The organism is Spirillospora sp. CA-128828 (genome assembly GCF_050945415.1).
Lineage (GTDB): Bacteria > Actinomycetota > Actinomycetes > Streptosporangiales > Streptosporangiaceae > Spirillospora.
In genome coordinates, this window is record NZ_CP191986.1 from 8,859,838 (window position 1) to 8,885,827 (window position 25,990).

Annotated in this window: 29 protein-coding genes; 21 read left to right on the plus strand and 8 right to left on the minus strand. The window is 69.9% G+C overall.

The features are described 5' to 3' along the window. Nucleotides 1-140 precede the first annotated feature (140 nt). From ACQPXG_RS42535 to ACQPXG_RS42545, 3 genes are all read left to right on the plus strand, one after another. The gene (locus ACQPXG_RS42535) at nucleotides 141-749 is read left to right on the plus strand and encodes a TetR/AcrR family transcriptional regulator (protein ID WP_433464805.1); all 609 of its coding nucleotides are present in this window, start codon (nucleotides 141-143) and stop codon (nucleotides 747-749) included. 89 nt (nucleotides 750-838) lie between these two features. Beyond that, entirely contained in the window at nucleotides 839-3,316 is a 2,478-nt protein-coding gene (locus ACQPXG_RS42540; protein ID WP_433464806.1) for an alpha/beta fold hydrolase, read from the plus strand. Next, nucleotides 3,313-4,143, plus strand: a complete 831-nt coding sequence (locus ACQPXG_RS42545; RefSeq protein WP_433464807.1) for an ABC transporter permease — start codon at nucleotides 3,313-3,315, stop codon at nucleotides 4,141-4,143. Before ACQPXG_RS42540 ends, ACQPXG_RS42545 begins: the two co-directional genes overlap by 4 nt. Before the next feature lie 277 nt (nucleotides 4,144-4,420). Here the strand turns inward: ACQPXG_RS42545 and ACQPXG_RS42550 are convergent, their stop codons facing one another. Beyond that, nucleotides 4,421-4,804 (minus strand): thioesterase family protein, encoded by a 384-nt coding sequence (locus ACQPXG_RS42550; RefSeq protein ID WP_433464808.1) that lies wholly within the window; start codon nucleotides 4,802-4,804, stop codon nucleotides 4,421-4,423. Nucleotides 4,805-4,920: 116 nt separating this feature from the next. Here ACQPXG_RS42550 and ACQPXG_RS42555 point away from each other — a divergent pair, with 116 nt between their 5' ends. Both ACQPXG_RS42555 and ACQPXG_RS42560 read left to right on the plus strand, forming a co-directional pair. After that, nucleotides 4,921-5,217: a hypothetical protein gene (locus ACQPXG_RS42555; RefSeq protein WP_433464809.1), complete on the plus strand. Its 297-nt coding sequence runs from the start codon at nucleotides 4,921-4,923 to the stop codon at nucleotides 5,215-5,217. Next, entirely contained in the window at nucleotides 5,214-5,648 is a 435-nt protein-coding gene (locus ACQPXG_RS42560) for a hypothetical protein (RefSeq protein WP_433464810.1), read from the plus strand. Before ACQPXG_RS42555 ends, ACQPXG_RS42560 begins: the two co-directional genes overlap by 4 nt. Before the next feature lie 19 nt (nucleotides 5,649-5,667). Here the strand turns inward: ACQPXG_RS42560 and ACQPXG_RS42565 are convergent, their stop codons facing one another. Together ACQPXG_RS42565 and ACQPXG_RS42570 are read right to left on the minus strand one after the other, a co-directional pair. After that, complete coding sequence (locus ACQPXG_RS42565; protein ID WP_433464811.1) at nucleotides 5,668-6,321, minus strand: response regulator; 654 nt, start codon at nucleotides 6,319-6,321, stop codon at nucleotides 5,668-5,670. Beyond that, the gene (locus ACQPXG_RS42570; RefSeq protein ID WP_433464812.1) at nucleotides 6,318-7,418 is read right to left on the minus strand and encodes a sensor histidine kinase; all 1,101 of its coding nucleotides are present in this window, start codon (nucleotides 7,416-7,418) and stop codon (nucleotides 6,318-6,320) included. The genes ACQPXG_RS42565 and ACQPXG_RS42570 overlap by 4 nt, the downstream gene beginning before the upstream one ends. Nucleotides 7,419-7,588: 170 nt before the next feature. Between ACQPXG_RS42570 and ACQPXG_RS42575 the strand changes: the two genes are divergently transcribed. Next, nucleotides 7,589-8,263 carry a hypothetical protein gene (locus ACQPXG_RS42575; protein WP_433464813.1) on the plus strand — a complete coding sequence of 225 codons (675 nt, stop codon included), beginning with the start codon at nucleotides 7,589-7,591 and terminating at the stop codon, nucleotides 8,261-8,263. 4 nt (nucleotides 8,264-8,267) lie between these two features. On the opposite strand, the gene ACQPXG_RS42580 is transcribed toward ACQPXG_RS42575, so the two are convergent. Next, a complete protein-coding gene (locus ACQPXG_RS42580) occupies nucleotides 8,268-8,600 on the minus strand; it encodes an ArsR/SmtB family transcription factor (protein WP_433464814.1) in 333 nt (110 codons plus the stop codon). 132 nt (nucleotides 8,601-8,732) lie between these two features. Between ACQPXG_RS42580 and ACQPXG_RS42585 the strand changes: the two genes are divergently transcribed. Next, nucleotides 8,733-9,731, plus strand: a complete 999-nt coding sequence (locus ACQPXG_RS42585; RefSeq protein WP_433464815.1) for a zinc-dependent alcohol dehydrogenase family protein — start codon at nucleotides 8,733-8,735, stop codon at nucleotides 9,729-9,731. Nucleotides 9,732-9,798: 67 nt separating this feature from the next. Continuing rightward, entirely contained in the window at nucleotides 9,799-10,260 is a 462-nt protein-coding gene (locus ACQPXG_RS42590) for a peroxiredoxin (RefSeq protein WP_433464816.1), read from the plus strand. Between the two features lie 3 nt (nucleotides 10,261-10,263). On the opposite strand, the gene ACQPXG_RS42595 is transcribed toward ACQPXG_RS42590, so the two are convergent. After that, on the minus strand, nucleotides 10,264-10,827 hold the full coding sequence (locus ACQPXG_RS42595) for a hypothetical protein (protein ID WP_433464817.1): 564 nt from the start codon (nucleotides 10,825-10,827) through the stop codon (nucleotides 10,264-10,266). 126 nt (nucleotides 10,828-10,953) lie between these two features. Between ACQPXG_RS42595 and ACQPXG_RS42600 the strand changes: the two genes are divergently transcribed. The 3 genes from ACQPXG_RS42600 to ACQPXG_RS42610 all read left to right on the plus strand — a co-directional run bounded on the left by ACQPXG_RS42600 (nucleotide 10,954) and on the right by ACQPXG_RS42610 (nucleotide 12,465). Then, on the plus strand, nucleotides 10,954-11,094 hold the full coding sequence (locus ACQPXG_RS42600) for a hypothetical protein (protein ID WP_433464818.1): 141 nt from the start codon (nucleotides 10,954-10,956) through the stop codon (nucleotides 11,092-11,094). A 263-nt stretch (nucleotides 11,095-11,357) separates the two neighbouring features. Beyond that, nucleotides 11,358-11,840, plus strand: coding sequence for a hypothetical protein (locus tag ACQPXG_RS42605; RefSeq protein WP_433464819.1), 483 nt, complete (start codon nucleotides 11,358-11,360; stop codon nucleotides 11,838-11,840). Next, nucleotides 11,827-12,465 carry a class F sortase gene (locus ACQPXG_RS42610; RefSeq protein WP_433464820.1) on the plus strand — a complete coding sequence of 213 codons (639 nt, stop codon included), beginning with the start codon at nucleotides 11,827-11,829 and terminating at the stop codon, nucleotides 12,463-12,465. Before ACQPXG_RS42605 ends, ACQPXG_RS42610 begins: the two co-directional genes overlap by 14 nt. Here ACQPXG_RS42610 and ACQPXG_RS42615 read toward each other — a convergent pair. After that, entirely contained in the window at nucleotides 12,438-12,731 is a 294-nt protein-coding gene (locus ACQPXG_RS42615) for a hypothetical protein (RefSeq protein ID WP_433464821.1), read from the minus strand. The two genes, ACQPXG_RS42610 and ACQPXG_RS42615, sit on opposite strands and share 28 nt — an antisense overlap. A gap of 540 nt (nucleotides 12,732-13,271) precedes the next feature. Then, nucleotides 13,272-14,456: a cytochrome P450 family protein gene (locus ACQPXG_RS42620; RefSeq protein ID WP_433464822.1), complete on the minus strand. Its 1,185-nt coding sequence runs from the start codon at nucleotides 14,454-14,456 to the stop codon at nucleotides 13,272-13,274. A gap of 231 nt (nucleotides 14,457-14,687) precedes the next feature. Between ACQPXG_RS42620 and ACQPXG_RS42625 the strand changes: the two genes are divergently transcribed. The 10 genes from ACQPXG_RS42625 (at nucleotide 14,688) to ACQPXG_RS42670 (ending at nucleotide 24,867) form a co-directional block, all read left to right on the plus strand. Then, nucleotides 14,688-14,984: a replication initiator gene (locus ACQPXG_RS42625; RefSeq protein WP_433464823.1), complete on the plus strand. Its 297-nt coding sequence runs from the start codon at nucleotides 14,688-14,690 to the stop codon at nucleotides 14,982-14,984. Nucleotides 14,985-15,071: 87 nt separating this feature from the next. Beyond that, on the plus strand, nucleotides 15,072-15,935 hold the full coding sequence (gene rarD, locus ACQPXG_RS42630; RefSeq protein WP_433470151.1) for an EamA family transporter RarD: 864 nt from the start codon (nucleotides 15,072-15,074) through the stop codon (nucleotides 15,933-15,935). A gap of 47 nt (nucleotides 15,936-15,982) precedes the next feature. Then, nucleotides 15,983-16,336 carry a hypothetical protein gene (locus ACQPXG_RS42635; protein WP_433464824.1) on the plus strand — a complete coding sequence of 118 codons (354 nt, stop codon included), beginning with the start codon at nucleotides 15,983-15,985 and terminating at the stop codon, nucleotides 16,334-16,336. Between the two features lie 354 nt (nucleotides 16,337-16,690). Continuing rightward, complete coding sequence (locus ACQPXG_RS42640) at nucleotides 16,691-18,064, plus strand: cytochrome P450 (protein WP_433464825.1); 1,374 nt, start codon at nucleotides 16,691-16,693, stop codon at nucleotides 18,062-18,064. Next, nucleotides 18,061-19,014: a terpene synthase family protein gene (locus ACQPXG_RS42645; protein ID WP_433464826.1), complete on the plus strand. Its 954-nt coding sequence runs from the start codon at nucleotides 18,061-18,063 to the stop codon at nucleotides 19,012-19,014. The genes ACQPXG_RS42640 and ACQPXG_RS42645 overlap by 4 nt, the downstream gene beginning before the upstream one ends. Before the next feature lie 17 nt (nucleotides 19,015-19,031). Next, on the plus strand, nucleotides 19,032-20,717 hold the full coding sequence (locus ACQPXG_RS42650; RefSeq protein ID WP_433464827.1) for a prenyltransferase/squalene oxidase repeat-containing protein: 1,686 nt from the start codon (nucleotides 19,032-19,034) through the stop codon (nucleotides 20,715-20,717). A gap of 305 nt (nucleotides 20,718-21,022) precedes the next feature. Then, entirely contained in the window at nucleotides 21,023-23,425 is a 2,403-nt protein-coding gene (locus ACQPXG_RS42655; protein ID WP_433464828.1) for a nitrate- and nitrite sensing domain-containing protein, read from the plus strand. Continuing rightward, a complete protein-coding gene (locus tag ACQPXG_RS42660) occupies nucleotides 23,422-23,847 on the plus strand; it encodes a roadblock/LC7 domain-containing protein (RefSeq protein WP_433464829.1) in 426 nt (141 codons plus the stop codon). Before ACQPXG_RS42655 ends, ACQPXG_RS42660 begins: the two co-directional genes overlap by 4 nt. Further along, nucleotides 23,844-24,272, plus strand: a complete 429-nt coding sequence (locus tag ACQPXG_RS42665) for a DUF742 domain-containing protein (protein WP_433464830.1) — start codon at nucleotides 23,844-23,846, stop codon at nucleotides 24,270-24,272. Before ACQPXG_RS42660 ends, ACQPXG_RS42665 begins: the two co-directional genes overlap by 4 nt. Then, complete coding sequence (locus ACQPXG_RS42670; protein WP_433464831.1) at nucleotides 24,253-24,867, plus strand: GTP-binding protein; 615 nt, start codon at nucleotides 24,253-24,255, stop codon at nucleotides 24,865-24,867. Before ACQPXG_RS42665 ends, ACQPXG_RS42670 begins: the two co-directional genes overlap by 20 nt. Before the next feature lie 100 nt (nucleotides 24,868-24,967). Here ACQPXG_RS42670 and ACQPXG_RS42675 read toward each other — a convergent pair whose 3' ends face one another. Continuing rightward, nucleotides 24,968-25,969 (minus strand): polyprenyl synthetase family protein, encoded by a 1,002-nt coding sequence (locus ACQPXG_RS42675; protein ID WP_433470152.1) that lies wholly within the window; start codon nucleotides 25,967-25,969, stop codon nucleotides 24,968-24,970. Nucleotides 25,970-25,990 lie beyond the last annotated feature (21 nt).

The following is a 25,990-nucleotide window of genomic DNA, read 5'->3' on the forward strand; positions in this document are numbered from 1 at the left end:
CCCCCATGCGTAGGCGGAATTACCTGTGCTTTACATGTATCTTATGTAGACGCTTGTTTACTTGCAACTCGTCGACCACTCGCACGGACCGTCACCGATACTGGGCACGGAACGTCGCCGGCGACCGGGGGTTTTGGGGGATGCGGGTCGAGGACGAGACCGAGCGCGCGGTGGAGCGGCGGCCGAAACGCGACCGGGAGGCCACCCGGCGCCGCATCCTGGACGCCGCCCGCGACCTGTTCGGCGAGCACGGCTACGACGGCGTCACCGTCCGCATGATCGCGGCCCGCGCCGAGGCGAACATGGCGCTCGTCAACCGGTACTTCGGCTCCAAGGCGGCGCTGTTCGGCGAGGTGCTGGCCGGCGAGTCGGTGATCCGCGGCGTCATCGCAGGCGATCCCGAGGGGCTGCCGCGCCGGCTCGCCGAGCACTTCGTCCGGCAGATCGACCAGCACGGGGTCACCGCCATGTCCCGGATGCTGGACCGGTCGGTCGGCCATCCCGAGGTCAGGGAGATCCTGCTGCAGTACCTGGAGGACGTGATCGTCCAGCCGCTGGTGGCGCAACTGGAGGGGCCGGACGCCCGCGCACGGGCGCTGCTCGCGTCCACGATCATCATGGGCGGCGCGCCCGTCCGGCGCCTGCTCGGCCTCGGCGACCTGCGCGCCGCCGACCCGGCCGAGCTCACCGACCGCCTCACCGCCATGTTCACCGCCGCCCTCGCCCCGCCCGTACGCCGCGAGGTGTAACGGGACGGCCCGGCGTACGGCGGCGGGCGCAGCGGAGATCGACTTCAGGTCGGAGCAGGTGGCCATGCGGCCCGCATAGGGTTCTGACCATGAGGCCGGCGGGCGCGCTCCGGGCGCGGTGGGGCAGGACGGGACGGTCCGCGCGCTGGACCGCGGCGGTGGTCGCGGTCGCGCTGGCGGGCGGTGGCGCGGCCTGGGGCGCGACGGCGGGCGGCGCGGCCCGCGTCGAGACGTCCGAGCAGCGCATCGCCGTGGTCGACGGCCCGAAGGACGACCAGCACGTCACGCTCGACACGACGTTCTACCGGCCGGTCGGCCGGGCGAAGGGCCCGGCGGTCCTGCTGGGGCACGGCTTCGGCGGCAGCAAGCGGGACGTGGCGGGCGAGGCGCGCGAACTGGCCCGCGCCGGGTACGCGGTGCTGGCCTGGTCGGCCCGCGGGTTCGGCCGGTCGACCGGGGAGATCGCGCTCAACTCGCCCGACTACGAGGTGAAGGACACCCGCCAGCTGATCGACTGGCTGGCGCGGCGCCCGGACGTCCTGCTCGACGGGCCCGGCGACCCGCGCGTCGGGATGGCGGGCCAGTCCTACGGCGGGGCTATCGCCCTGATGACCGCCGCGTACGACAGGCGCGTGGACGCCATCGCGCCGCAGATCACCTGGAACAGCCTCCCGGACGCGCTGTTCCCCGATGGCGCGGCCGGTGCGGCGCCCTCGGACGGGGTGTTCAAGAAGCTCTGGGCGGGGTTGTTCTTCACCGGCAGCGCGACCCGGACCGCGTGCGGGCGGTTCCTGCCGTCGGTGTGCGACATGTATCAGGAGATCGCGGAGAAGGGGCGTCCGACCGAGTCGGCGCTCTCCACTCTGCGGCGGTCGAGCCCGGCCTCGGTCGCCGACCGGATCAAGGTGCCGACGCTGCTGGTCCAGGGCCAGGCCGACTCGCTGTTCCCGCTCGACCAGGCCGATGCCAACGCGCGCGCGATCGCCGCGAACGGCGCGCCGGTTTCGGTGGTGTGGTTCCAGGGCGGGCACGACGGCGGCGACCCGGAGACCGCTCGGGTCGAGGGGCTGGTGCGCGACTTCTTCGACGCACGGCTCATGCGGTCCGAGCCGCCTTCGCCGGACGGTTTCACGGTGACGCGTGCGGGCGGGCTCGACTCGTCCACCCAAGAGGTCGTCGTGGACGAGGCGACGACACGGCGCTATCCGGGGCTTTCCGGCGTGCCCTCGGCGCTGCCGCTGAGCGGCGGCGAGCAGACGATCTTCAACCCGGCCGGCGGGTCGCCCGCGTCGATCTCGGCGCTGCCCGGGCTGGGGGCGCTCGGATCGCTGGGCGGCACCCTGGGCGGGTCCCTGGGCGGCCAGTTGCCGGCGGACATGCCAGGGCAGACCGCCACCTTCGACACGCGCCCGCTGGACCATCCGGTGTGGCTGACGGGGGCCGCGACCGTCCGGCTGAAAATCCACGGGGACGGGCCGCTGTTCGCGAAGCTCTACGACGTCGCGCCAGGCGGAACGGCCACTCCGGCGCGGCGGCTCGCGGCGCCGTTCAGGGTGTCCGGCGGGGACGAGGTCACGGTGACCCTCCCGGCGATGGACTACCGCTTCGATCGCGGGCATCGGCTGCGTCTGGTCATCGCCACCACGGACATGGGGTTCGCGACCCCAGTCGCGCCCTCGTCGTACAAGGTGCAGGTGGTTTCGCCGCTGACCGTTCCCTCTGTCCCGTCGTTGAAGACCGCATCGGCGCCTCTACCCGCATGGGTGTGGGGACTGCCGGTGGCCGGTCTCGCCCTCGCGGCCGCGATTCTCCTGCCTTGGCGCCGTAGGCGCGGCGCCGAAACAGACAGCAACGTGCCCCTGGAGATAACGGGCCTGACGAAGGCCTACAAGAACGGGCACCTCGCTGTGGCCGACCTGTCTTTCCGGGTGGAGAAGGGTCAGGTGCTCGGTCTGCTCGGCCCGAACGGCGCTGGGAAGACGACGACCCTGCGCATGCTCATGGGGCTGATCCACCCGGACTCGGGCTCGATCCAGATCTTCGGGCATCGCGTGTACCCGGGTGCACCTGTCCTGTCCCGGCTTGGTTCGTTCGTCGAGGGACCCGGGTTCCTGCCCCATCTCTCCGGCCGCGACAACCTGGATCTGTACTGGCGCGCGACGGGCCGTCCCCAGGACGAAGCCCATCTGGAGGAGGCGCTGCAGATAGCCGACCTGGGGTCGGCGCTGGACCGGGCCGTCCGAACCTACTCGCAGGGGATGCGTCAACGTCTCGCCATTGCGCAGGCCATGCTCGGGCTGCCGGACCTCCTCGTCCTGGACGAGCCGACCAACGGGCTCGATCCGCCGCAGATCCGCGAGATGCGGGAGGTCCTCGTCCGGTACGCGGCGGCCGGGCGGACGGTCATCGTCTCCAGCCACCTGCTGGCCGAGGTCGAGCAGACCTGCACGCACGCCGTCGTCATGGCGGGCGGCCGCCGCGTCGCCGCCGGCCCGGTCGCCGAGATCGTCGGCTCCGGGCGCCGCCTGGAGGACGCGTTCCTGGAGATCATCGGAGAAGGGTCATGACCGCGTACGACGTCCGGCGGACGCTGCCCCTGCGGGTGGAGGCCGTCCGGCAGTTCCGGCGCCGCCGCACGCTGGTCGCGTTCGGCATCCTGCTCGTCCTGCCGTGGGTGCTGGTCGCCGCGTTCAAGCTCGGCGGCGACCCGGGGCCGGACGGCGTGCCGAGCCTGGTCGACGTCGCGACGTCCAGTGCGCTCAACTTCGCCCTGTTCGCCCTGTTCGTCTCGACCGGTTTCCTGCTGGTCGTCGCGGTCGCGCTGTTCTGCGGCGACACGGTGGCGAGCGAGGCGGGCTGGTCGTCCCTGCGCTACCTGCTGGCCGCGCCGGTGCCGCGCGCCCGGCTGCTGCGCCAGAAGCTGGTCGTCGCCCTCTCGTACGCGGTCGTCGCGGTCGTCAGCCTGCCGCTGATGTCGCTGGTCGCGGGAACCGCCGGGTTCGGCTGGGGCGACGTCGAGCTGCCGACCGGCGGCACCGTCCCGGTGGGCACCGCGCTCGGCCGGATGGCGATCATCATCGGCTACTCGCTCGTCGCGCAGCTCGTCGTCGCCGCGCTGGCGTTCCTGCTCTCGGTGACGACCGACTCTCCGCTGGGGGCGGTCGGCGGAGCGGTCGGGCTCGTCATCGTCAGCAACATCCTGGACGCCGTCACCGCACTCGGCTCCTGGCGCGACTTCCTCCCGACCCACTGGATGTACTCCTGGATGGACGCCCTCCAACCGGACATCCAGTGGGCGGGCATGGCCAAGGGCGCGGCCGTCTCGATCACCTACGCCGCCGTCCTCTTCGCTCTGGCCTTCCGCCGCTTCCGGGCACGCGACATCGTCTCCTGACACGTTCGGCGACCGGATGATCGCGCTACGTCGATGACGGCTTCCTGAAAATCGGTCGAACCGGCCGTGTTGGTCGCATAAGCTCAGCGAACCTCGTGGACGGCGGGCGCGTCGTACGAGGTAACCACTCGACCTGCGGGTTAAGTCCGGCCCGATGGGGGGAGATGATCACCATGGCACGGCAGCAGCTCATCAAGCGCCCCAAGCCCCCACGTCAACCGAGCCCTACCGACCTGCGGACGCCTTCGGGCCGTCTCCTGCCGTACTGATCCCGTTCTCACCGCTTCGCCAGCGCCAGAAATCTCTCCCGATCCACGACGATCCGCTCGATACGACCTTTCGCCACCGTCGTGCCGCGCTCGTCGGCGGCCTCGAACCCGAACGCGAGCCGCGGTCCGTCCACTTCCCGCAGCTCGGCCCCGACCGTCACCCGGGCGCCCACCGGGCTGGGCGCCCGATGTTCCAGCTCCACCCGCGTCCCGACCGAGGTCTCGCCTTCGCCCAGGTGAGGACCGACCGCCTTGACGGTGGCGGCTTCGGCGAGCGCGAGCAGCCTCGGCGTCCCGAGGACGTCCACATCTCCACTCCCCAAGGCCGCGGCCGTGTCCGTTTCCCCAACGACGATCGCCAGCTCCGCCCGCAACCCCGGCTTCAGTTCCATACCCCCATCCTCCTTCAGGGGACGAGGCCGGTCTCGTAGGCGACGATCACGAGCTGAGAGCGATCCCTGGCGTGGAGCTCGCACGATTATCCTACTTTTAGTAGTACTCTCGGAGCATGACCGATGTTCCACGCAGCGCCACCGCACCAGGTAAGCGGCGCAAGAAGGACGCTAACGCCGGCGGGCGTCCGGACAAGACGGTGAAGAAGTCTGTGACCTTGCGCGAGTCTGTCGTGGACGAGATCGAGGCTCGGACAGGGGCACGCGGCTTCTCCCAGTTCCTCGATGCCGCGGCCGAGCGTCACCTGGCGCTACTCAAGGCCCAGGAGGTCGTTGACGACCACATCGCACGGCATGGGGAGTTCACCGATGCCGAACTGGCTGAGGCGGAAGCGGCGTGGCGCGGCGAATGACGGGCTCCACAGCCCTGAACGGCCCGGCGTTCGTCCTTGACGCCCAAGGCCTTTCGCTCCTGGCCGATGACGACCGGCGCATGACGGCACGGCTGGAACTGGCGGTGCGGGAGGAGTTCGTACCCGCCATCAGCGCCGTGACCATCGCGGAACAACGCCGAGCCGGTCGGGCAGGCAAGCGGATGACCTGGCTTCGATCCAGGCTCACGGTCGTCCCGGTCACCGAGGCCATCGCGGACGCGGCCGCCGTTCTACTGGACTCCACCGGACTTAGCGGTCACGAGTGCGTGATCGACGCCCTGGTGGTGGCCACCGCCGCCAGCGCCACGGGCCCTGCAAAGGTCGTTTCCAGCGACGGCTCCCACATACCGTCGCTCTGCAAGGAGGCGACCGCCGCCCGACCCTCCCCGGTTGACTGGGTCCGGGTCTGAGGACGCCAATCGGCCTCCTTCAGGGGACGAGGCCGGTCTCGTAGGCGACGATCACGAGCTGCGACCGGTCCCTGGCGTGGAGCTTGGCCAGGAGTCGTCCCACGTAGGTCTTCACGGTCGCCAGGCTGAGGCTCAGGTGTTCGGCCATCTCGCCGTTCGACAGCCCTTTGCCGATCAGCGTCAGCACTTCGCGCTCCCGTTCGGTGACACCGTCGAGCCGCCTCGGCAGGGGCCGTCCCGGCTCGGGACGTCGCGCGAACTCCTCGATGAGGCGGCGTGTCACGGTCGGCGCGAGCAAACCTTCACCGGCCGCGACGACGTGGACGGCCGCGAGCAGGTCAGCGGGCGGGGTGTCCTTGAGGAGGAAACCCGCTGCCCCTGCGCGCAGCGCGGCGAAGACGTAGGCGTCCAAGTCGAACATGGTCAGGATGAGGACGCGCACATCCGTGTCGGCACGTATGCGGCGCGTGGCCTCTATGCCGTCCATCACGGGCATGCGCACGTCCATGAGGACGACGTCGGGACGCAGGGACTGAGCAAGCTCGACGGCTTCCGCCCCGTCTGCGGCCTCACCCACCACGCTCAGACCGGGCGCCGTCTCGATGAGGGCCCGGAAGCTCCCACGGAGCAGCGCCTGGTCGTCCGCGACGAGAACGCTGATCGATTCGCTCACGCCTGCGCCTTGTACGGGATCGTGGCGCTGACCCTGAACCCTCGCTCTGGCAGCGGCCCCGCTTCGAACCGTCCGCCGTACATGGCGACGCGTTCCCGCATGCCGACCAGTCCGTGCCCGCCCGGTGTCACATCGCCGCCTGGGCCGTCATCGGTGACCTCTATCAGCACCACACCTCGTTCCTCGCGGACGTCCACTCTGCACGTGGCGGGCGCCGCGTGCTTGACGACGTTGGTGACCGCCTCTTGTACGATCCGGTGCACGGCCAGTTCGACGCCCTCGGGGACGTCCATTGGCCAGACGGACAACTCCATGCGCACACCGGCCGACTTCACTCTTTCCACCATGTCGGGGAGGCCGGCCAAGGCGGGCGGTGAGAAGCCGTCCGTCTCGTCCCTCAGGACCCCGAGGAGCCGGCGCATCTCCGTGAGCGCCTCCCGGCTCGTGGCCTCGATGACCCGGAGCGCCTCCCGCGCCTCCCCCGGCCGCTCCTCGGCTATGTGGTTGGCGACTCCCGCCTTGACCGCGATGAGGCCCATCCCGTGCGTGACGACATCGTGGAGTTCCCGCGCGATGCGCAGCCGTTCGTCGATCACGATCTGATGCTCGCGCTGCCGTTCCAGCCGCTCTGCGTCCGACCTTCGGGCGTGCACCGTCCGTCCAATGACCCACGCGGCCATGGTCAGCAGAAGGCCGGCCGCCGTCCAGCAGGAGGCGACGACGAGGCTCCACCTCGGATGGACGACCTGCCCGACCAGGCTCGCAGCCGACACCACCCCCAGGCAGTACGCCAGAGCCGGACGGGAACCGCGCCTGACCGTCACCAGGTACAGCCCAAGAGACACCACGACGAACGGCTCCCACAAGACACCCGCGACCGTGGCGACCCCCGAGATGGCCAGCGCCGCACCCAGTGACCCCATCGGCCACTTGCGGCGGGCCGTGAGCACGAGGCCGAGCCCAACCGCAACGAACACAGAGCTGAGGAACCATGGCGCGAAGTCGTCGCGGCCCTTGAGGAGATTGCCGGCGACGAGCACATTGGCCACTACCACTACGGCGGCGGCCACCACATCGAACACGAACCCACGACGCACGGCTTGAACGCTAATCGAGCTTGTCCACCGCCCACATCAACCCACTGTGGATCGTCCTGGAGTAGGACGGCGCCAAGGCCGCGCCTACAGAACGCCTGCCACAGGGATGAAGCGCGATTGTCCACAGCGGCCCGATTCCGCGTTGTCCGAGTTCGGAGACCGTTGTGGGCATGCCCAACACACGCTGGGTCGCCGGCATATCCCTCGTGCTCGGCCCCGCTCTACTGCTTGCCGGGGTTCTCCTCCGCGTGCGCTTCGCGTTCTTCTTCCCGGACCAACTCGCCGCCTACGACGACCACCCGATGCTCATGACCGCGTCTTACAGTGCGTTCGTCGCAGGCACCGTCGCCCTGGCTCCGGGCGTGCTCGCCCTGACCCGCCTCATCGGCACCCAGATGGCCGGCCTTGCGGGGACTCTGGTCACCCTCGGCCTCTTCACCCGGACGTTCCACGCGGGCGCCGACCACATGGCCTTCCAGCTTGTGGACGCACAGGGCCGCATCACCGCGACCCAAGCCGTGGCGGCCTCTTACCAGGGCTTCCACATCTTCCACTACACGACATTCGCCATCATGCTCGGCTGGCCCCTGCTCGCGTTCGCCGCCTACCGAACCCGCACCCTGGGGCCGGTGAGCTCGGTCGCCCTCGCGCTGACCGCCGCGCTCCCCCTCGGCGTCCTCAAGGGCACCACGCCGCTCTCCATGGTCGCGACGGCCGGCCTTTGCCTGGCATTCGTCCCGCTCGGCCTGCGCATGCTGCTCAGCGCGCCGCGCCCTTCCATCCCTCGTCTCGCCGCTTTGACCGCCGCGGCCGTGGCCCTGGGTTACGTCTCGTCCCTCGGCTGAGGATTCAGTCCCTACGCCCGGCCACCACTGCTTGGAGGAGCCCGGGAAAGGCTTCGTCGATCTCCTCGCGGCGCAGCGCGTTCATGCGGGAGGTGCCGACGTAGTACTGGCGGATGAGGCCGGCCTCGCGCAGGACGTTGAAGTGATGGGTCGCGGTGGACTTGCTGACCGGCAGCTCGATCGTGCCGCAGCTGAGATCGCGGCCGACGGCGTACAGCTCGCCGACGATCAGGCGGCGCACCGGGTCGACCAGGGCCTCGAGCACCTGCTGAAGGCCGATCTCCCGAACGTCCGGGTGAGGCGGGACGCGTTCCCGCCCGCTGGTCCGCACCGCCATCGATCGCCACCTCCGGGGTCATGGTACGACACCGATCGAAGTACGATGCTCATCGAAGTTTGACAGCGATCGGACTTTGCGTTTGAGTGGGAGCGGCGGCGCGGCCGTCACCTGACCGAAAGGACATGCCCGATGGCGAGGACGGTGCGGTTCCACGAAGTCGGAGGACCGGAGGTACTTCGGCTGGAGGACGTGGAGGTGGGCGAGCCCGGCCCCGGCGAACTGCTGATCCGGGTGGGCGCGATCGGCCTCAACCGCGCCGAGGTCCTCTTCCGCAGCGGCCGCTACATCGAGCCGGTCAAGCGCTTCCCCGCCCTGCTCGGCGCCGAGGCGGCGGGCGTCGTCGAGGCCGCCGGCACGGGCGTGACGGGCTTCGCGCCCGGCCGGCCGGTCAGCGTGGTCCCCGCCTTCTCGATGAACGACTACGGCGTGTACGCCGACCGCGCGATCGTCCCCGCGTCCGCGGTGCTGCACCGCCCCGACGGCGTCGATGCGGTCGAAGGCGCCGCGGTGTGGATGCCGTACCTGACGTCCTATGGAGCCCTCGTCGAGGTCGGGGGGATGCGCGCCGGAGACACGGTCGTGCTCACCGCCGCGTCCAGCAGCGTGGGCCTGGCCGCGATCCGCACGGCGGTGCGCGTCGGAGCACGCCCCATCGCCACCACCCGCACCGGCGCCAAGAGGGACGCGCTGCTCAAGGCGGGAGCGTCGGACGTGATCGTCACCGCCGAGGAGAACCTCGTCGACCGCGTCCGCGACCTGACCGCCGGACGAGGCGCCGAGCTGATCTTCGACGCCGTCGCCGGCCCGGGAGTGATCGACCTGGCGAAGGTCGTCGCCCCTGGCGGCACGCTCCTGGAGTACGGCGCCATGAGCGGCGAGACGACCCCCTATCCGGGATTCGTGCTCGGCATGCCCGCCCTGAACATGCGGACCTACACGCTCCACGAGACGACGACCGATTCGGACCGGCTGCGCCGCGCCGCCGCGTTCGTCTCCTCGGGCCTGGCCACCGGCGCCTTCGAACCCGCCATCGACCGAACCTTCCCCCTGCACGAGATCGTCGAGGCACACCGCCACATCGAATCGGGCACCCAGTTGGGCAAGGTTGTCGTCACCGTCGACCACTGACGCCTCACCCGCCTCCGGACCGCCTAGGCTCATCCCACCGGCAACCCCAAGCTGAGGAGCCCCACGCATGGCACCCGAGGTCGGAACCGAGGCCCCTGACTTCACGTTGAAGGACCAGAACAACCAGGAGGTAACGCTCTCGTCCTTCCGCGGGGCACGCAATGTGCTCGTGGTCTTCTACCCGTTCGCCTTCTCCGGTATTTGCACCGGTGAACTCTGCGCCGTCCGGGACGACATCGGCAGCTTCCAGAACGAGAACGTCCAAATCCTCGGCGTCTCCGTCGATCACATGTTCTCACTGAAGGCGTGGTCCAATGACGAGGGCTACCGGTTCCCACTGCTTTCCGACTTCTGGCCGCACGGCGCGGTCGCCAAGGACTACGGCGTCTTCAACGCTGACCGAGGCATGGCCGTACGCGGCACTTTCCTGGTCGACAAGTCCGGGACCCTTCGTTTCACCGAGGTGAACGCGCCCGGCGAGGCCCGCGACCAGGAGACATGGAAGCAGGCACTCGCCACCCTCCCCTGACCATCACTGGTCAGCGACGGCGATGGCGGCGGCCACCCATGGGATCGGCGGGAGCCCGGAACCCGGCTCCTCCGCGGCTTCGCCGAGGCGTTTCGCATCGGCCGGCGAGTTCACCAGGCCGTGGGAGTTGAGCTGTAGTCCAAGCGTGCGGTGAGCCCAGGAAGCGACCTCGCCGTAGCACAGCCAGCTATGGAAGCCGCAGGCCTCAATGCCGATGAGTTCATAACCGAGCACGTAGAGCCGGGCAGGCCAGGGTGTTCGTACATTCTCGTTAAGGCAGAGTTGATCGGTGTCCAAGGTCAACCGGAGCCCGATCACGTCATCAGCGTCACGCTCATGAACACCCATCGCCATCACCCGCGCCGTGGTCTCGGTCGTGTGCCGGGTCAGCGCGACAGCCGCTTCGGCCGATGCGAACCAGGTGTCGTCGTCGGGCACCGGATCGACCAGATGATCGCTCATGGTCAGAACCCGAGGTGGCAGCAGTGGATCGTCCCTCGGCGCGGGCACGATCCACGGCGCCACGGCCCGATAGCCCACCAGCAGCAGACCATCCTCGTCCCTCATGCCGGCGATTCTGATGCACCCGCGGGACACCGGGCACGTGATTTTTCCAGCCTCCGCCAGGACACCGGGCACTGAGCACCGAACCGGGAGAGCCACCCGCCCGGGAGTCAATGCGGCCGGGAGTCAATGCGGCCGGAGGCGGTCGGCGGGTTCTCTCTAACTCATGTCGTCATCGCCGACCGCGGCGACGGCCAATCGCTGGCGCGCCTGAACCTTGGGGTCAGGAGAAAGGCCGCCAACAGCATCGTCGTTTCCGTCGAACAATGACCGGCGCCACCCTGAGATAGCGGTCATGGCCTACAGCACGGCACGGCGAGGGGCGTCCAAGCAGGTGCGGGCCGCCCGGCTCAGGAGGATGACGGCTTTGGAAGCCCGGAGCGCCGTGGAAGCGACGGGTCGGCGGATTTAAGGGGAATTCGACGATTTTTGCGAGCGCGTTGCCAACAGTGCGCGGGAGTCGCGGATCGAACCCCCTCATAGACACGGTCACCGAGCGGTCACGGATCGCCGCCGTGTCGCGAGGGGGAGAAATGCGAAAGATGACGACGCTCGGCGCCATCGCGATCGCCGGGGCCGGTCTCGCGACCACCGCGGGACTGGCGGCGCCCGCGATGGCGGCCGGGGCCGTGACGCCCGATCCGGCGCACCGGGGCGAGAACGTGACGGTCAAGATTCCGGCGGTCTGCAAGGCGAGCCCCGGAACGGTGACCTCACCCGCGTTCACGGCGACCGTGAACTTCGCCGCCGGCGCCACGACCGTCCCGGCCCAGATCTCGTCGACGGCCGCGCTGACGACGCATCCCGTCATCATCCAGTGCGGCAACAGCGCCGCCAAGGAATCGGTGACGGTGACCGCCGGGAAGCCCCCGCCGCCCGGCGGAGGCGCGAAGACGGGTGCCGGCGGTGCGATGAAGCACGCGAGCCCGGCGTTCCTCGGGGCCGGTGTCGCCCTGCTCCTCGGGGCGGGCGGCACGATGGTGATCCGGCGCCGGCGCGGCGATGACCGGTCCTGACAGCGGGACCCGTGGCGGCCGTCGCCTCCCCGCGGCGGCGGCCGCCGTCCTGCTCCTTGCGGGCCTTGCGCTGATCGTCCAGGCCCTGCGCGGCCACCCGGGTCCGCCCGGTCCGCCCGCGTGGGCCGCCTCCCCACGGCCGGCCGGCCACCCCGGGCCCGTCCTCGGACGGTCGGAGCCCACCCGGATCGCGCTGCCGTCCATCGGGGTGCGGGCGGCGGTGACACCGCTCAGCCCGAACCCGGACGGGTCGGCGGGAACGCCGCCGATCGACCGGCCCAGGATCGCGGGCTGGCACGCGCCGGGCCCGTCGCCCGGTGAGCAGGGCCCGGCCGTGATCCTCGGCCACGTGGACGACCGCAACGGTCCCGCCGTCTTCTACGACCTGGGCAGGCTCCGGCCTGATGACACGGTCGAGGTGACCCGCCGGGACGGCCGGACCGCGGTGTTCACCGTCGAGGCGGTGGAGAAGGTGCCCAAGTCCCGGTTCCCGTCCCAGAAGGTCTACGGCCCCACCCGCCATGCCACGCTCAGGCTCGTCACCTGCGGCGGCACCTTCGACAAGGCGACACATTCCTACCGCGACAACATCATCACCTACGCAAGCAAGACATCGGCCCACTGAGACGGACTCTGTGGTGGGTCAACCGGCAGGCCACCGAACGACTCGGCTGGACGGCGGGCCTGTGGAAGCAGCGAGGAGCCAAGCAGCAGGGAGATCGCGAGCGCGAGCGCGGCCACGACGTTGTGAACGGTGTGCACGAGGATCGCATCGAGCAACCCATGTGCAGACCTGATCTTCGGGGTGGTGGACTTGGAGCGACGAACGCCGCGCAAGTACACCCATGTGAACACTCCACCGGTGAGGGAGAGCGCGAATGCGCCGGCCACCGGTGCTCCCTGTCGATGGCGGAGCCGTCGTCGCAGCGTCGTCGTGCGGGTCCGCAACATCCGCCGCCTGCTAACCCCGGCCTCACCCTCGAAGACCGCGCGTTCCTGCCCTGTCTGGACGGCGACGTGGTAGCCGCGTGACCGTCGGACAAGGGCATCCAGATCGCAGTGTGCTTGTGTCCGTGAAGCCGGTGGGTGCGCAGCGGGCGCCGCCTTGACGGCACGGCTTCCTGTGAGTCTGTACTCCTATGCGACCAGTGCGGGCAGCCCGGTGTAGTACGGCCGTGCTCACCCCTTGGGCCGGTCGAGGGTGCCGGGTTCGGCGAGCCACTTCATGGCCGGGCTGGACACGTCGGCGATCTGGTCGAAGTCACAGTGCAGCAGGGTGACACCATGCAGGTCGGCAGCTGCGGCGACGAGCAGGTCAACGGGACCGGGGGCGCGGTGCCGCGCGCGTGCCGTCAGTTCCGACTGAACCGCCAGGGCGCGCCCAAATTCTTAATCGGTATATACCTCGTCTTCGACCACGGCCCACGGCGCTCAGTCCAGGTGTACCGGGAGCGAGGCCGGTCCCGAGGTGGTGAATGAGGCGTACACCAGCTCGGCTGGGTCGACCGCCATTCGCAGCTTCGGGAACCGCTGGTACAGCGCGGCCAGCCCGATCTTGCCCTCCAGCCGGGCCAGCGGCGCGCCGATGCAGAAATGCGGCCCGTGCCCGAACGCCAGATGGGCCTTTTGGGTACGGGTGATGTCGAACAGGCCGGCGTCGGCGCCGTGTTGCGCCGGGTCGGTCCCCGACAGCGACAGCAGCAGCGCGGCGCCGGCGGGCAACTCCACCTCGGCCAGCTTCGTGTCCTGCGTGGTGAACCGGAATACGGCCATCGGCACCGAGGGGTAGCGGCGCAGCGTCTCCTCGACGACCTGTTCCCACAGGCCGTCCCGGATGGCGAGGTCGCGCTGGTCGGGGTGCGAGGACAACGCCACAACGGCGTTGTCGAGCAGGTGCTTCGTGGTCTCATGCCCGGCGATCACGAACAGGAACAGCAGGTCGGCGAGTTCGCTGTCGGACAGTGTGACCTCGCCGTCCTCCTGCACCTTGATCAGCATCGAGGTGAGGTCGTCCCGCGGGTCGTTGCGTCGGCGGTCGGCGAACCGGGCAAGGTAGTCGACCATCGCCATGCGCGCCTCGACCGCCTGCGCGCTGGCGCTGAGCACCGCTTCGGTCCAGGCTCGGAAAGGCGCCCGCTCCTGCTGCGGGATGCCGAACAGTTCGCAGATCACCTGCATCGGCAGGGCCTCGCCGAACAGCGGCACCAAGTCCGCACCGTCGCCGGCCGCGGCCAGGTCGTCGAGGAGCGAGGCGGTGATCTCCTCGATCCTGGGGGCCAACGTGGCCACCCGCGCCGGCGTGAACACCTTGTTCACCATCGTGCGCAGCCGCCGGTGGTCAAGGCCGTCCTGCAGCGCCATGTGCTCGCCCTCGACGAGTGCCCGGAACGGCCAGTCCGCCGGGATGGTGCCGTCGTGCAGAGCGAGCCAGTTGCGGGCGTTACGGGCGTACACCTTGTCGTTGGCCAGTACCTCATGCGCCGCGGCGTGCGTGGTCACCGCCCACACGACGACGCCACCGGCGAGTTCGATCGGTACCACCGGTCCGAAGTCGCGTAGCCGCGTTTGTGTGTCGTAGATGTGTTCCGTCGGTACCGGGATCTGATGCAGCGTCATGTGTTCCTCCGGGGGGAAGAGAGCCAGGAGAGGCCCGGTGTTCCGACGGAACTGATCATTGCCTATCGAAGGTTCACCCCCCAACCCGTGCAGCGGTGACATGTCCGTGCAGACCGATCGAAATCCCCAGGTACAGCGCGACCAGCAGCGAGGCGCTACGAGCCGTCGGTAAGGCGCATTGGACAAGATCCCCAGGAGGAAGGGTCACCTAGGGGTGGACCCGCCCCTCCGATGCGGGAGGAGGACAGCGGGCACCCGCGCGTGTTCCTCACTCTGGCCGCTCCCTCGTTCGGTGCCGTCCACGCCCACCGGGCCAAGGCCGGGAAGACCCAACCATGTCGCCCCCACAGGGACGACCCCATGTGCCCGCATGGCCGGCCGGAGAGATGCCGGGCCACCCACCAGGCCGACGCCCCCCAGGCAGGGCAGCCGATCTGCGTCGACTGCTACGAGAACCCGCCGCCGTGCTGTGGAACGCCCGCGCCCCCGACCTGTGGCGACGCCTCACCCTCACCGTGCCAAGGCTGATCACGGCTGATCAGCCGGGCATGACATGAGCGTGTGACGTTTCGATCATTACACGCTGGTACGTTGCTCCCTGTGGCGAAGCTGGGGATGACGTGCGGGGTCGCGGCATATGTGATGTGGGGGCTGTTCCCGCTGTACTGGCCGCTGCTCAAGCCGGCGGGTGCGGTGGAGATCCTCGCGCATCGGATCATGTGGTCGCTCGTCGCCGTGGCCGTCTTGCTGGCGGTACGGCGGAGCCGGGTGCGCGGCCTGAGCCGGCGGCAGGGCGTGCTGCTGACGCTGGCGGCGGTGGTGATCAGCGTCAACTGGGGGACCTACATCTACGCCGTCAACAGCGGGCAGACCATCGAGTCCGCGCTCGGGTACTTCATCAACCCGCTGATCAGCGTGGTCTTCGGCGTGGTGATCTTCCGGGAACGGCTGCGGCCGTGGCAGTGGGGCGCGGTCGGCATGGGGGCGGCCGCGGTGGTCGTGCTGACCGTCGACTATGGGCGGCCCCCATGGATCGCGCTCGTGCTGGCGTTCGCGTTCGGGACGTATGGGCTGCTCAAGAAGTTCGCCGACATGCCCTCGGCGGAGAGCCTGGCCGTGGAGACGGCCGTGATGTTCCTGCCTGCGCTGGTCTTCGTCCTCGCGCTTGAAGGGCGGGGCACCGCGACCTTCGGGCATCACGGGGCGGGGCACGCGACGCTGCTTGCGGCCGCGGGTGTCGTGACCGCGGTTCCGCTGATGCTGTTCAACGCGGCGGCCATTCGGCTGCCGCTGACCGCGATCGGCATGTTGCAGTACCTGGCGCCCGTGCTGCAGTTCGCCATCGGGGTGTTCGTCCAGCACGAGGAGATGCCGCCGAGCCGGTGGGCGGGGTTCCTGCTGGTGTGGCTCGCACTGGTGACGTTGACATGGGACGGGCTGAGCGCCGGACGCCGGGAAGCGGTGCCCGAAACCGCTTAGAGGAGCTAGAGTGCCGGTCGTCAAATGCCGGATTCGAGGAGCTCCCGTTGCGTCTGGTCAGCGTCACCGTGTTGGGAACAGCGCTCATCGCGGCAGGCATGCTGACCCCGGCGACAGGCGAGGCGACCGATCAGGACGAGGTCGCGGTGAAGCCCGGCATGGCCCGGCCCGGAGAGCAGGTGCGCCTCTCGATGCCCGGGTGCGCGGGCGACGTGGCCGCGCGGTCCGAGGCGTTCGCCGGACGGACCGTGGACGGCACCGCCACCGTGCGGCGGGACGCGACGCCCAGCACGTACCCGGTCGAGGCGCGATGCGGGGCACGGAAGGTGACCGGCGAGGTCCGGGTGGCGGGACGGGTCGCGTGGCCCGACATCCTCCCGACCGACCGAGGCGACCGGTAACCGGGATAAGGCGGGCACCATTCCTTTTCGGCGTCCGCTACTCAGCGTGTTCAAGAACTAACATCGCGCATTTGCCAGGTCGTGACCTGGACGGACACTGTCAGGACAGCTCAACTCATGAGACAACCCGTCCGGCAAGTGATGAACGCCACCCGAAATGGGCTGACATTACTTCCCTTCGCCCCCTTGATCCCCGTTAATTGATCATGTGATACTTCCAGCGATATATACAAAACGCCCAAGCATCACAGACGTGGACAGAAATCCCTAATCCCCCAACTCTGCCTCGCGGCGCGTCCGCACGAGAGGCAGCGGATCGAGTGCCTTCAACTTCACACCGAGGGGCAGTCGGAAGTGTCCGTTGACGTTGACGCCGTCCCCGTCCGGCGAGCGAAGAACTTCCCGCTCTACCGCACGGCCTCCCGATTCATCCGTGATCCTCTACGGGAGATCCTGCGCATCGGCACCGCCGCCGGCGGCGAGGTGGCGCGGCTCGACCTCGGTGCGTCCCACCCCTATGTGGTGACTCATCCCGATCACGTCCAGCAGGTACTGCGGCAGGAGTCGCAGAACTTCGTCCGGGACGGGACGTTCTGGCGCCCGCTGCACGGCCTGTTCGGCGACAGCATCATGTCCGAGTACGCCGAGTGGGAGCTCAGCAAAAGGGTCCTGCAGCCGGTGTTCTCCACCCGCACCATCAGATCCCTCGGCGACCACATGGCCCGCGCGATCAACGACGCCGTCCGGCAGCTGGACGAGCCGGCGCGTGCGGGCCGGCCCATCGAGGTGATGCCGGAGATGGGACGGATCGTCCACGACACCGTGATCAAGGTGCTGTTCGGCGACAAGATCCGGACGGCGGAGGCCGACCGGCTGATCCCGGCGATGGAGAAGCTGGCCACCTCCATCGCGTTCCGCTTCCTGCTGCCGTTCGTCCCGAAGTCGATCCCGCTGCCCGGCGACCGCGCGTTCGCCGAGGGACTGCGGGTCATGGACGAGACGCTCTACGAACTCGTCGACCGGTTCCGGTACGACGCCGGTGAGGGATACGACATCTTCACCGCCCTGTGCAAGGCCCGGATGACCGAGGACAGCGGCCTGGACGACAACTGGGTCCGCGACAACCTGCTCGCCATGTGGGCCACCAGCACCGAGACCACGACCGTGGCGCTGACCTGGCTGTGGCCGATGCTCGATCGGCGGCCGGAGGTCACCGACCGGCTCCGGGCGGAGATCGGGGAAGGCGTGGGGGACGACGCCGTCCGACCCGATCATCTGCACCGGTTGCCGTACGTGAGGCAGGTCGTCCAGGAACTGCTCCGCCTGTATCCGGTCGGCTGGATCTTTCCGCGGATCGCTCTCAACGACACCAGCATCGGCGGCGTTCCGGTCAAGGCCGGGCAGACAGTGCTGATCAGCCCGTTCCTCACGCACCGCCTCGAATCGGTGTGGGACCGGCCCCTGGAGTTCGACCCCGAACGCTTCACGGCCGAGCGGAACCGCGCCCGCCACCGCTACGCCTACTTCCCCTTCGGAGGCGGGCCGCACCAGTGCATCGGCCGGCACGTGTTCAATATGGAGGCGGAACTGATCCTCACCGCCATCCTGAGCCGGTACCACCCGTCGCTGGTGCCGGCGGACGGCCCGGTCGAGGCGCGGATCGGTGCGACGCTCCGCCCCAACCAACCGCTGTATCTGAGGTTGCGTCCGGCGGAGCGGTCCCGATGACGGAGAGCACGTCCGGCGAACTCACCGACCCTCCTCATCCGGGTCCCGGAGGGACCGCCCCGCCGAGCATGCCGGCTCTTGAGGCCGGGACCATCTGCGCCGTCGCCGGCCAGGCGCAGCGGCAGATGCGCGCCTGGGCCGCCGAGCATCCCGCGCTGTACGACGCGAAGGCGTTCGATCCAGCGCTGTTCAGCACGCTCGCGCTGGCGGCGGCGTTCAGTGGGCCCGGGCTCAGCGCCGGCGGGCTCCGTATGGCCAACAGGGTCTGCCTGTGGTGCTTCGGTCTCGACTGGCTGATCGACTACGCCGCGACGTCTCGCGTGGAAGTGGCGAACCTCGTCCAGAGGTGCGCGACGGTCGCGGACGGCGGATCCACCGTGGGGCCCCCTGATGGCGCCGCCGCCGAGGAGGAACTGGTGCGCTTCCTCGCCGCCATCCGCGGGGAACTGGAGGCGGAACCGGGCTACCCCGGGCTCCGGGACGTCTGGCGGGACGAGCTCCAGCGCGTGCTCGACGCCATGGCGCTCGAATGGGACTGGAAGACGGCACGGGCGGACGGCGGGCGCGGCCCGACCTTCGAGGAGTACCTCGCGAACGCCGACAACCTGGGGTTCTCGTTCGTGTTCGCCTCACACTGGATCGCGTCCGGGGGCGGCGGGAACGTTCCCACGGTCCGCGCGGCGAGTTGGGCCGTCCAGCGGGTGATCCGGCTGCTGAACGACTTCGGCACATATGAACGCGACGTCCAGTGGGGCGACCTGAACGCCCTGCTGCTCGACCGGCCGCGCGCCGAGGTCGAGGAACGGATCGGGGAACTGACCAGCGAGGCCCGGACGCTGCTCCGGGGTGCCGCGGAGAGCGGGGCCCCCGAACTGGCGGAGTACATGGAACGGCAGATGGATTTCTGCGCGGGCTTCTACGGAGTGACCGATTTCTGGGGCACGCTGTGAGCGTCGACGACTGTCCTGTGGCGAGATCCGCCGTCCAGTCCCATGAACCCGCGTCCCACGAGGCCGACCCGCGCGGTGGCGAGCCGGCCGGTGCCGCTCGGGAACTCGTCGGCCAGCTGCTGGCCCATCCGTGGGGGCAGGTCTCGCCGTCGGTTTACGAGACCGGCCGGCTCGTAACCTTCGCGCCATGGCTCAGCGCCCACGACCGGCGCGTCTCGTACCTACTGGAAACGCAACGTCCCGACGGCAGGTGGGGGGCGCCCGATGACGGTTACGCGCTGATCCCGACCCTGAGCGCGGTCGAGGCCATCCTCTCGGAGCTCACCGACGCGGGTGGCGAAAGGCGTGGCCGACGGGCGACCTCCTTTCACCGGCACCGGCTGGTGCGGGCGGCCGCCCTCGGTCTGCGGGCGATCACCACGCGGATGTGCGGGCCGTCCGGAGCGGCCCTGGAACTGCCCGATCTGCCGGCGATCGAGCTGACCGCCCCAGCCCTGACCGAGCGGATCAGCGCCTCGCTGGCGCGGCTGAGCGACCGTCCGGAACCGGGTCTCGCCGCATGGGCGGGCCGGGAACTCGGCCCACCGGCCGGCCTGGACCGGACGAAGCTGGAGTTCGTGCGGGCACTGCTCGGATCCGGCGCAGAGGTGCCGCAGAAACTGATGCACGCCTTGGAGATCGCCGGGGACGAGCCCGCCCGTCTGCCGCGGTTGCGCCCCGGACCGACCGGCACGATCGGCGCGTCACCCGCGGCGACCGCGGCCTGGCTGGGCGCACGGACGGCGGACGACCCGAGCAGTCCCGCCCGCTGGTACCTGGAGACCGTGGTGACACAGCACGGCGGACCGGTGCCGTGCGGCTTCCCGCTGACGGTGTTCGAGCGCGGCTGGGTGCTGGCGTGGCTGGTCCGTGCCGGCGTCCCGGTCGACGTCCCGCCCCGGCTCGTCCTCAGCCTGACGGCGCCGCTCGGCCCGGCGGGCACCCCGGCGGCGGACGGCCTGCCGGCGGACGCCGACACCACCGCGGGCGCGCTCTACGCTCTCGCCCTGCTTGGAGCGCCGCACCGGCCGGACCCGCTCTACGCCTACGAGACGGGCACGCACTTCTGCACCTGGCAGGGAGAGGACGGTGCGTCGACCACGACGAACGCGCACGTCCTGGAGGCGTTCGGGCAGTACCTCGCCACAGGCTCGCCCGGCGCCGACGCCCCTCGCTACGCCGCGACCATGGCGAAGGCGGCCGGCTGGCTCCGCGCGCTGCAGCGGCCGGACGGAAGCTGGTCGGACCGGTGGCACGCTTCTCCGCACTACGCGACGGCGTGCTGCGCGATCGCCCTGGCGAGGTTCGGGGGGACGGACTCCGCCACGGCGGTCGCCGCGGCCAGGCACTGGGTCCTCGGAACCCAGCGACCGGACGGATCCTGGGGGCGTTGGGGTGGCACAGCTGAGGAGACCGCGTACGCGGTCCAACTCCTCCTGCTGACGGGCGCGGCGCCCGGCGAGGACGTCGAGAACGCCGTGCGGAGGGCCGTTCCCCACCTGAATCGCTCGCTCATCAGGCCGGATGACGAGGACGCAGACGAGCCGGCGCTCTGGCATGACAAGGACCTCTACCGGCCCGCGGCGATCATCCGGGCGGCGGTGCTCGCGGCTCTGCACCTCGCGGGCACGAAGACCGGCGCATCACCCCTCTTTCGTGAGTGAATTACGCCACACCGGATGGCGTTGACACAGCTCTCAAAAGCGGCAAAGCAGTTGTGGTTGACGATTCACCTTGAGGGGTTATGTTCATGTTGCTAGTCTTCTACGCCGTATGGAACGGCGGCTAGCCGTCGCCCTTGCATCCACCACACCGCGCGGTCCGTGCCGGCTTTCCAGGCAGCAGCGGGTTGCGAACCAATTCACATATTGTTGGGGCGATTGTAATGCGCTTCCGCAACTCGCGCCTGAGAACCAAGATCACGGCCCTGTTGCTTTCCCTCACGGCACTCTGGGTTTTCGCCGCGTGGGTGACCCTGCGAGAGGGCGTCAATCTCCTCGGCGTCAGCGCGCTGGACACCGCCCTCGCCCAACCGACCGACCCGTTGCTCGCCGACCTGCAACGGGAACGCAGGCTGTCCATGGTCCAGATGGCCAGGCCGAGCTCGGCCGCCATGTCCGCCCTGAACGCGCAGCGGGCCCGCACGAACAAGACGCGTGCGGAGGCCGTCCGGCTCGCGCGCGGGGGCAACGTCGGCCGGTTCGGCGGCGCGACCCTGGAGCGCCGTGTCGGCCAGATGCTCGACCGGTTGAAGTCCGTTGACGCGACCCGGCACGCCATCGACGCCGGGACGAACGACCGCGGCAGGGTGGCAAGCGGATATTCCGGGGTCATCGAGTCTATTTTCCGGGTCTACGATTCGCTCGCGACGTTGGACGACAAGGATTTCGCCCGCGACACCCGGACGCTCCTCGAGCTCAACCGCATGTGGGAACTGCTTTCCCAGGAAGACGCTTTGATGGCGGGTTCGCTCGCGACCGGCCGGGTCACCCAGCCCGAGCTCATCACGTTCACCCAGACAGTCGGTACCCGGCGGCACAACACCGCGCAGGCGCTCCTCGACATTCAGGACTCGGATCGAATCCTGTATCGGGGGCTGACACAAAACGCGAAGTTCGCCCAGATCCAGGCGCTCGAAGACGAGATCATGCAGAACCGCCGGACCCCGACGTCGAAACAGGGCCGTTCCGCGCCCCGTCCTTCGGTGACGGCGGAACGATGGAACGCCGCGGCCGAACCCGCGCTCGCGGACATGCGCCACCAGATCCAGTCGTCCGGTGACCGACTCGTGGATCGTGCGAAGCCCATCGCCACCTGGGTCATCGTCCGCCTGCTGCTCGCCGGCGGGCTCGGTCTGTTCGCGGTCATCGCGTCCGTCATCGTGTCGATCACCACGGCACGCGCCCTCGTCCGGCAGCTCGAACGGCTGCGCGGCGCCGCCTGGGAACTGGCCGAACAGCGACTCCCCGGAGTCGTCGACCGGCTCGGCCACGGCGAGAAGGTGGACGTCTCCGTCGAGGCGCCGCCGCTGCAGTTCGGGACCGACGAAATCGGCCAGGTGGGTCGCGCGTTCAACGCCGTCCAGGAGACCGCGATCCGTACCGCCGTCGAGCAGGCGGAGCTGCGCCGCGGCATCCGGGACGTCCTGCTGAGCCTGGCCCGGCGCACCCAGACGCTGGTGCACCGGCAGCTCACCATGCTGGACACCATGGAGCGCCGACGCGACATCGAGGTCAAGGAGCTGGAGGAGCTGTTCCGGCTCGACCACCTCGCGACCCGCATGCGGCGCAACGCCGAGAACCTCATCGTGCTGTCCGGCGCCCTGCCGGCACGCGGCTGGCGCAACGCCGTCCCCATGGTGGACGTAGTCCGCGCCGCGGTCGGTGAGGTCGAGGACTACACCCGCGTCACCGTGCTGCCGTTCGGCCCGGTCGAACTGGCCGGACGCGCGGTCGGCGACGTCACCCACCTTCTCGCCGAGCTGATCGAGAACGCCGTGTCGTTCTCCCCGCCCGACACGGTCGTGCAGATCGGCGGGCACCTCGTCGCCAGCGGCTTCGCCATCGACATCGAGGACCGCGGGCTCGGCATGACCGACGACAAGCTCGCCGAGATCAACGAGCGGATCGCCGACCCGCCCGACTTCAACCTGCAGAGCTCCGTCCAGCTCGGCCTGTTCGTGGTCAGCAAGCTCGCCGAGCGGTACAAACTGCAGGTCTCGCTGAAGCGGTCCGCGTACGGCGGCACCACAGCGGTCGTCGTCATCCCCCGGGACCTGATCGTCGAGCAGGGCCCGGCGCCCGTCGCCGTCGGCACCACCACCCAGAACGGCTTGGAGGTGCGTCGGCCCACCATGGTCGGCGCCGCCGCCCCGGCCGGGCGCTCGTCCACCACCACGACGCTGCCACCGGCGAGCACCGGCCCGCAACAGCCCATCGGACCCGCGCTGGTGGCGGTGCCGCCGCCGGCGTCGGAACCGCCCATGCCCGGCGACGGCGTCCCGGAGCCGGCACCCGAAGCCCTCACGGCGGAGCCGCCACCGCCGCACGACGACGTCCCCGAGGGCGGTGGACGCCCCGACACCATCGAGCCGGAGGACCGGTCAGCCGTGCCCGACAACTCCACCACACCATCCGGGCTCCCCGTCCGGGTGCCGCAGGCGAACCTTGCCGAGCCGCTGCGCACCGACGAGCCCGTTGTCACCGACGAGCCGGATGAGCAGGACGACCCGGGCCGCTCCCCCGAGGAGATCCAGCGGATCATGGGCTCGTACCAGCGCGGCACCCGGCGCGGGCGTTCCGACGCGGCCCGGTCGGACAGGCACGGCGAGGCTCCCGGCACGAACGCAGCGGAAGGCGAGGCAGATCAGTGACGCAGAAGACCGGTTCCTCATCCGATCTGGGCTGGTTGCTGGACGACATGGTCCACCGGCTGCCCCACGCCCGCAATGCGGTCGTGCTATCGGCGGACGGCCTGCTCATTGCGTCCTCCAAGGGCATGACACAGGACGACGGGGAGCACCTCGCCGCCGTCGCCTCCGGAATCCAGAGCCTCGCCAAGGGCGCCGGCACCCGCTTCGGCGGCGGCCCCGTCCGGCAGACGATCGTCGAGATGGCGTCGGCGTTCCTGCTGGTCACGGTCGCCGGCAAGGGCGCCTGCCTCGCCGTCCTCGCCAGTGAGGACGCCGACGTCGGCCTCATCGCCTACGAGATGGCGATGCTCGTGACGGCCATGGGCCACCACCTGACGTCGCCGTCCCGCTCGGAGTCCGCCGCGGAGGGCCGGCCGACATGATGCCCCCCGAGGATCCGGCGCAGGAGCACCGGCCGGACGATCCCACGACGCGTCCGCCCGTCCAGGACCGGTACCTCGACGAGCACGCCGGCCCGATGGTGCGGCCCTACGTGATGACCAGCGGCCGCATCGAGCCGACCCGCGGCAAGTTCGACCTCATCACCCTGGTGGTGGCGGTCGGGCCCGAACTCGAGGGAGCGATCGGCCTCGGTCCCGAGCACCTGTCCATCATCCGGCTGTGCCAGTCGGTGATGTCGGTGGCCGAGATCACCGGCCATCTCGACCTGCCCGTCGCGACCGTGCGGGTGATGCTCGGCGACCTGCTCGACAAGGGGTTCGTCTCCATGCAGGAACCGGAACCGGAGGCGGACATGCACGACATCAGGCTCTACAAGGCGGTGATCGATGGTCTCCGGGCCCTCTAGGCGCGACATGCGCGCCCGCCGGCTCCCCACCGCGGTCAAGATCGTGATCGCGGGCGGCTTCGGGGTCGGCAAGACCACGATGGTGGGCACGGTCTCCGAGACCCAGCCGCTGCGCACCGAGGAGATCCTCACCGATGAGGGCATCGGTGTGGACGACATCTCCGGGGTGGAGCGCAAGAACACCACCACCGTCGCGATGGACTTCGGCCGCATCACCATGCGGGACGAGTACGTCCTCTACCTGTTCGGCACCCCCGGCCAGGAACGCTTCTGGTTCATGTGGGACGAGGTCGCCCTCGGCGCCCTCGGCGCCGTCGTCCTCGCCGACACCCGCCGCCTGTCCGACTGCTTCCCGTCGGTCGACTACTTCGAGCGCCGCAACACCCCGTTCGTCGTCGCCGTCAACTGCTTCGAGGGCGCCAAACGCTTCGACCTGGCGGAGATCCAGATGGCCCTCAACCTGGGCCCCAAGGTTCCCGTCGTGCTCTGCGACGCCCGCCGCCTCGCCTCCTGCAAGGAGGTCCTCATCAAGCTCGTCCTGCACGCCATGAAGTCCCGCGGAGTCACCGAAGAACCAGAACCCCAGAACGCCTGAAACATTGAAGCGGGGCCGTGTGCGCCGCCGACCGACGGTCGGCGCCGCACACGGCCCCGCTTAGTACACGCCTGTCTGTCAGGTTGGTGCCCGCCCGACATCAGCCAGTGCGGCTTACCACGTAGTCGCAGAGGTTGGTGAAGGCTTCGCGGGCGGGGATTTCGGGGAGGGTGAGGAGTTCGGTGCGGGCGTCCTCGGCCCAGCGGCGGAGGTCGGCGCGGGCGCGGTCCATGGCGGGGTGGGCGCGCAGCAGGGTGAGGGCCTCGGTGTGGAGGGCGTCGTCGGTGAGGTCCTGGACGAGGAGGTCGCGGAGGCGGGCGTCGTCCGGGCCGGAGCCGATGCCGGCGAGGACGAGGTGCATCGGGAGGGTGCGGATGCCTTCGCGGAGGTCGGTGCCGGGGGTCTTGCCGGACTCCTCGGTCTCCGAGTCGATGTCGAGGATGTCGTCGGAGAGTTGGAAGGCGATGCCGATCTTCTCGCAGGCGGAGGTCACGGTGTCGACGACGTGGGCGGGGGCCCCGGAGAGCAGGGCGCCGAACTGCCCGGAGACGGCGATGAGGGACGCGGTCTTGTCGGCGACGACCTGCAGGTAGTGCTTGAGGGGGTCGGCGTCCGGGGTGGGGCCGACGGTCTCCTGGATCTGGCCGCGGACGAGGCGGGCGAACGCGCGGGCCTGGATGCGGACCGCCTCGGGGCCGAGGTCGGCGAGCAGGTCGGACGCGCGGGCGAACAGGTAGTCGCCGGTGAGGATGGCGACGGTGTTCGTCCAGCGGGAGTTCGCCGACTGCTGGCCGCGGCGGACGGTCGCCTCGTCCATGACGTCGTCGTGGTAGAGGGTGCCGAGGTGGGTCAGCTCGACGACGACGGCGGCGGGGACGACGCCGGGCGCCGCCGGGTCGCCGAAGTGGGAGGCGAGCAGCACCAGCATCGGCCGGAACCGCTTGCCGCCCGCCTCGACGAGATGCCGCGAGGCCTCGCTGAGCAGCGGATCCTCGCCGCGCACGCACTCCTGGAGGAGTGCCTCCACGGAGGCCAGGCGCTCCTTGGCGTCGGCCGCGAGCGCGGCGTCGACGGGAAGCCCGAACGGGCCGGTCTCCTCGATGGCCGGCCCGCCGGACTTCTC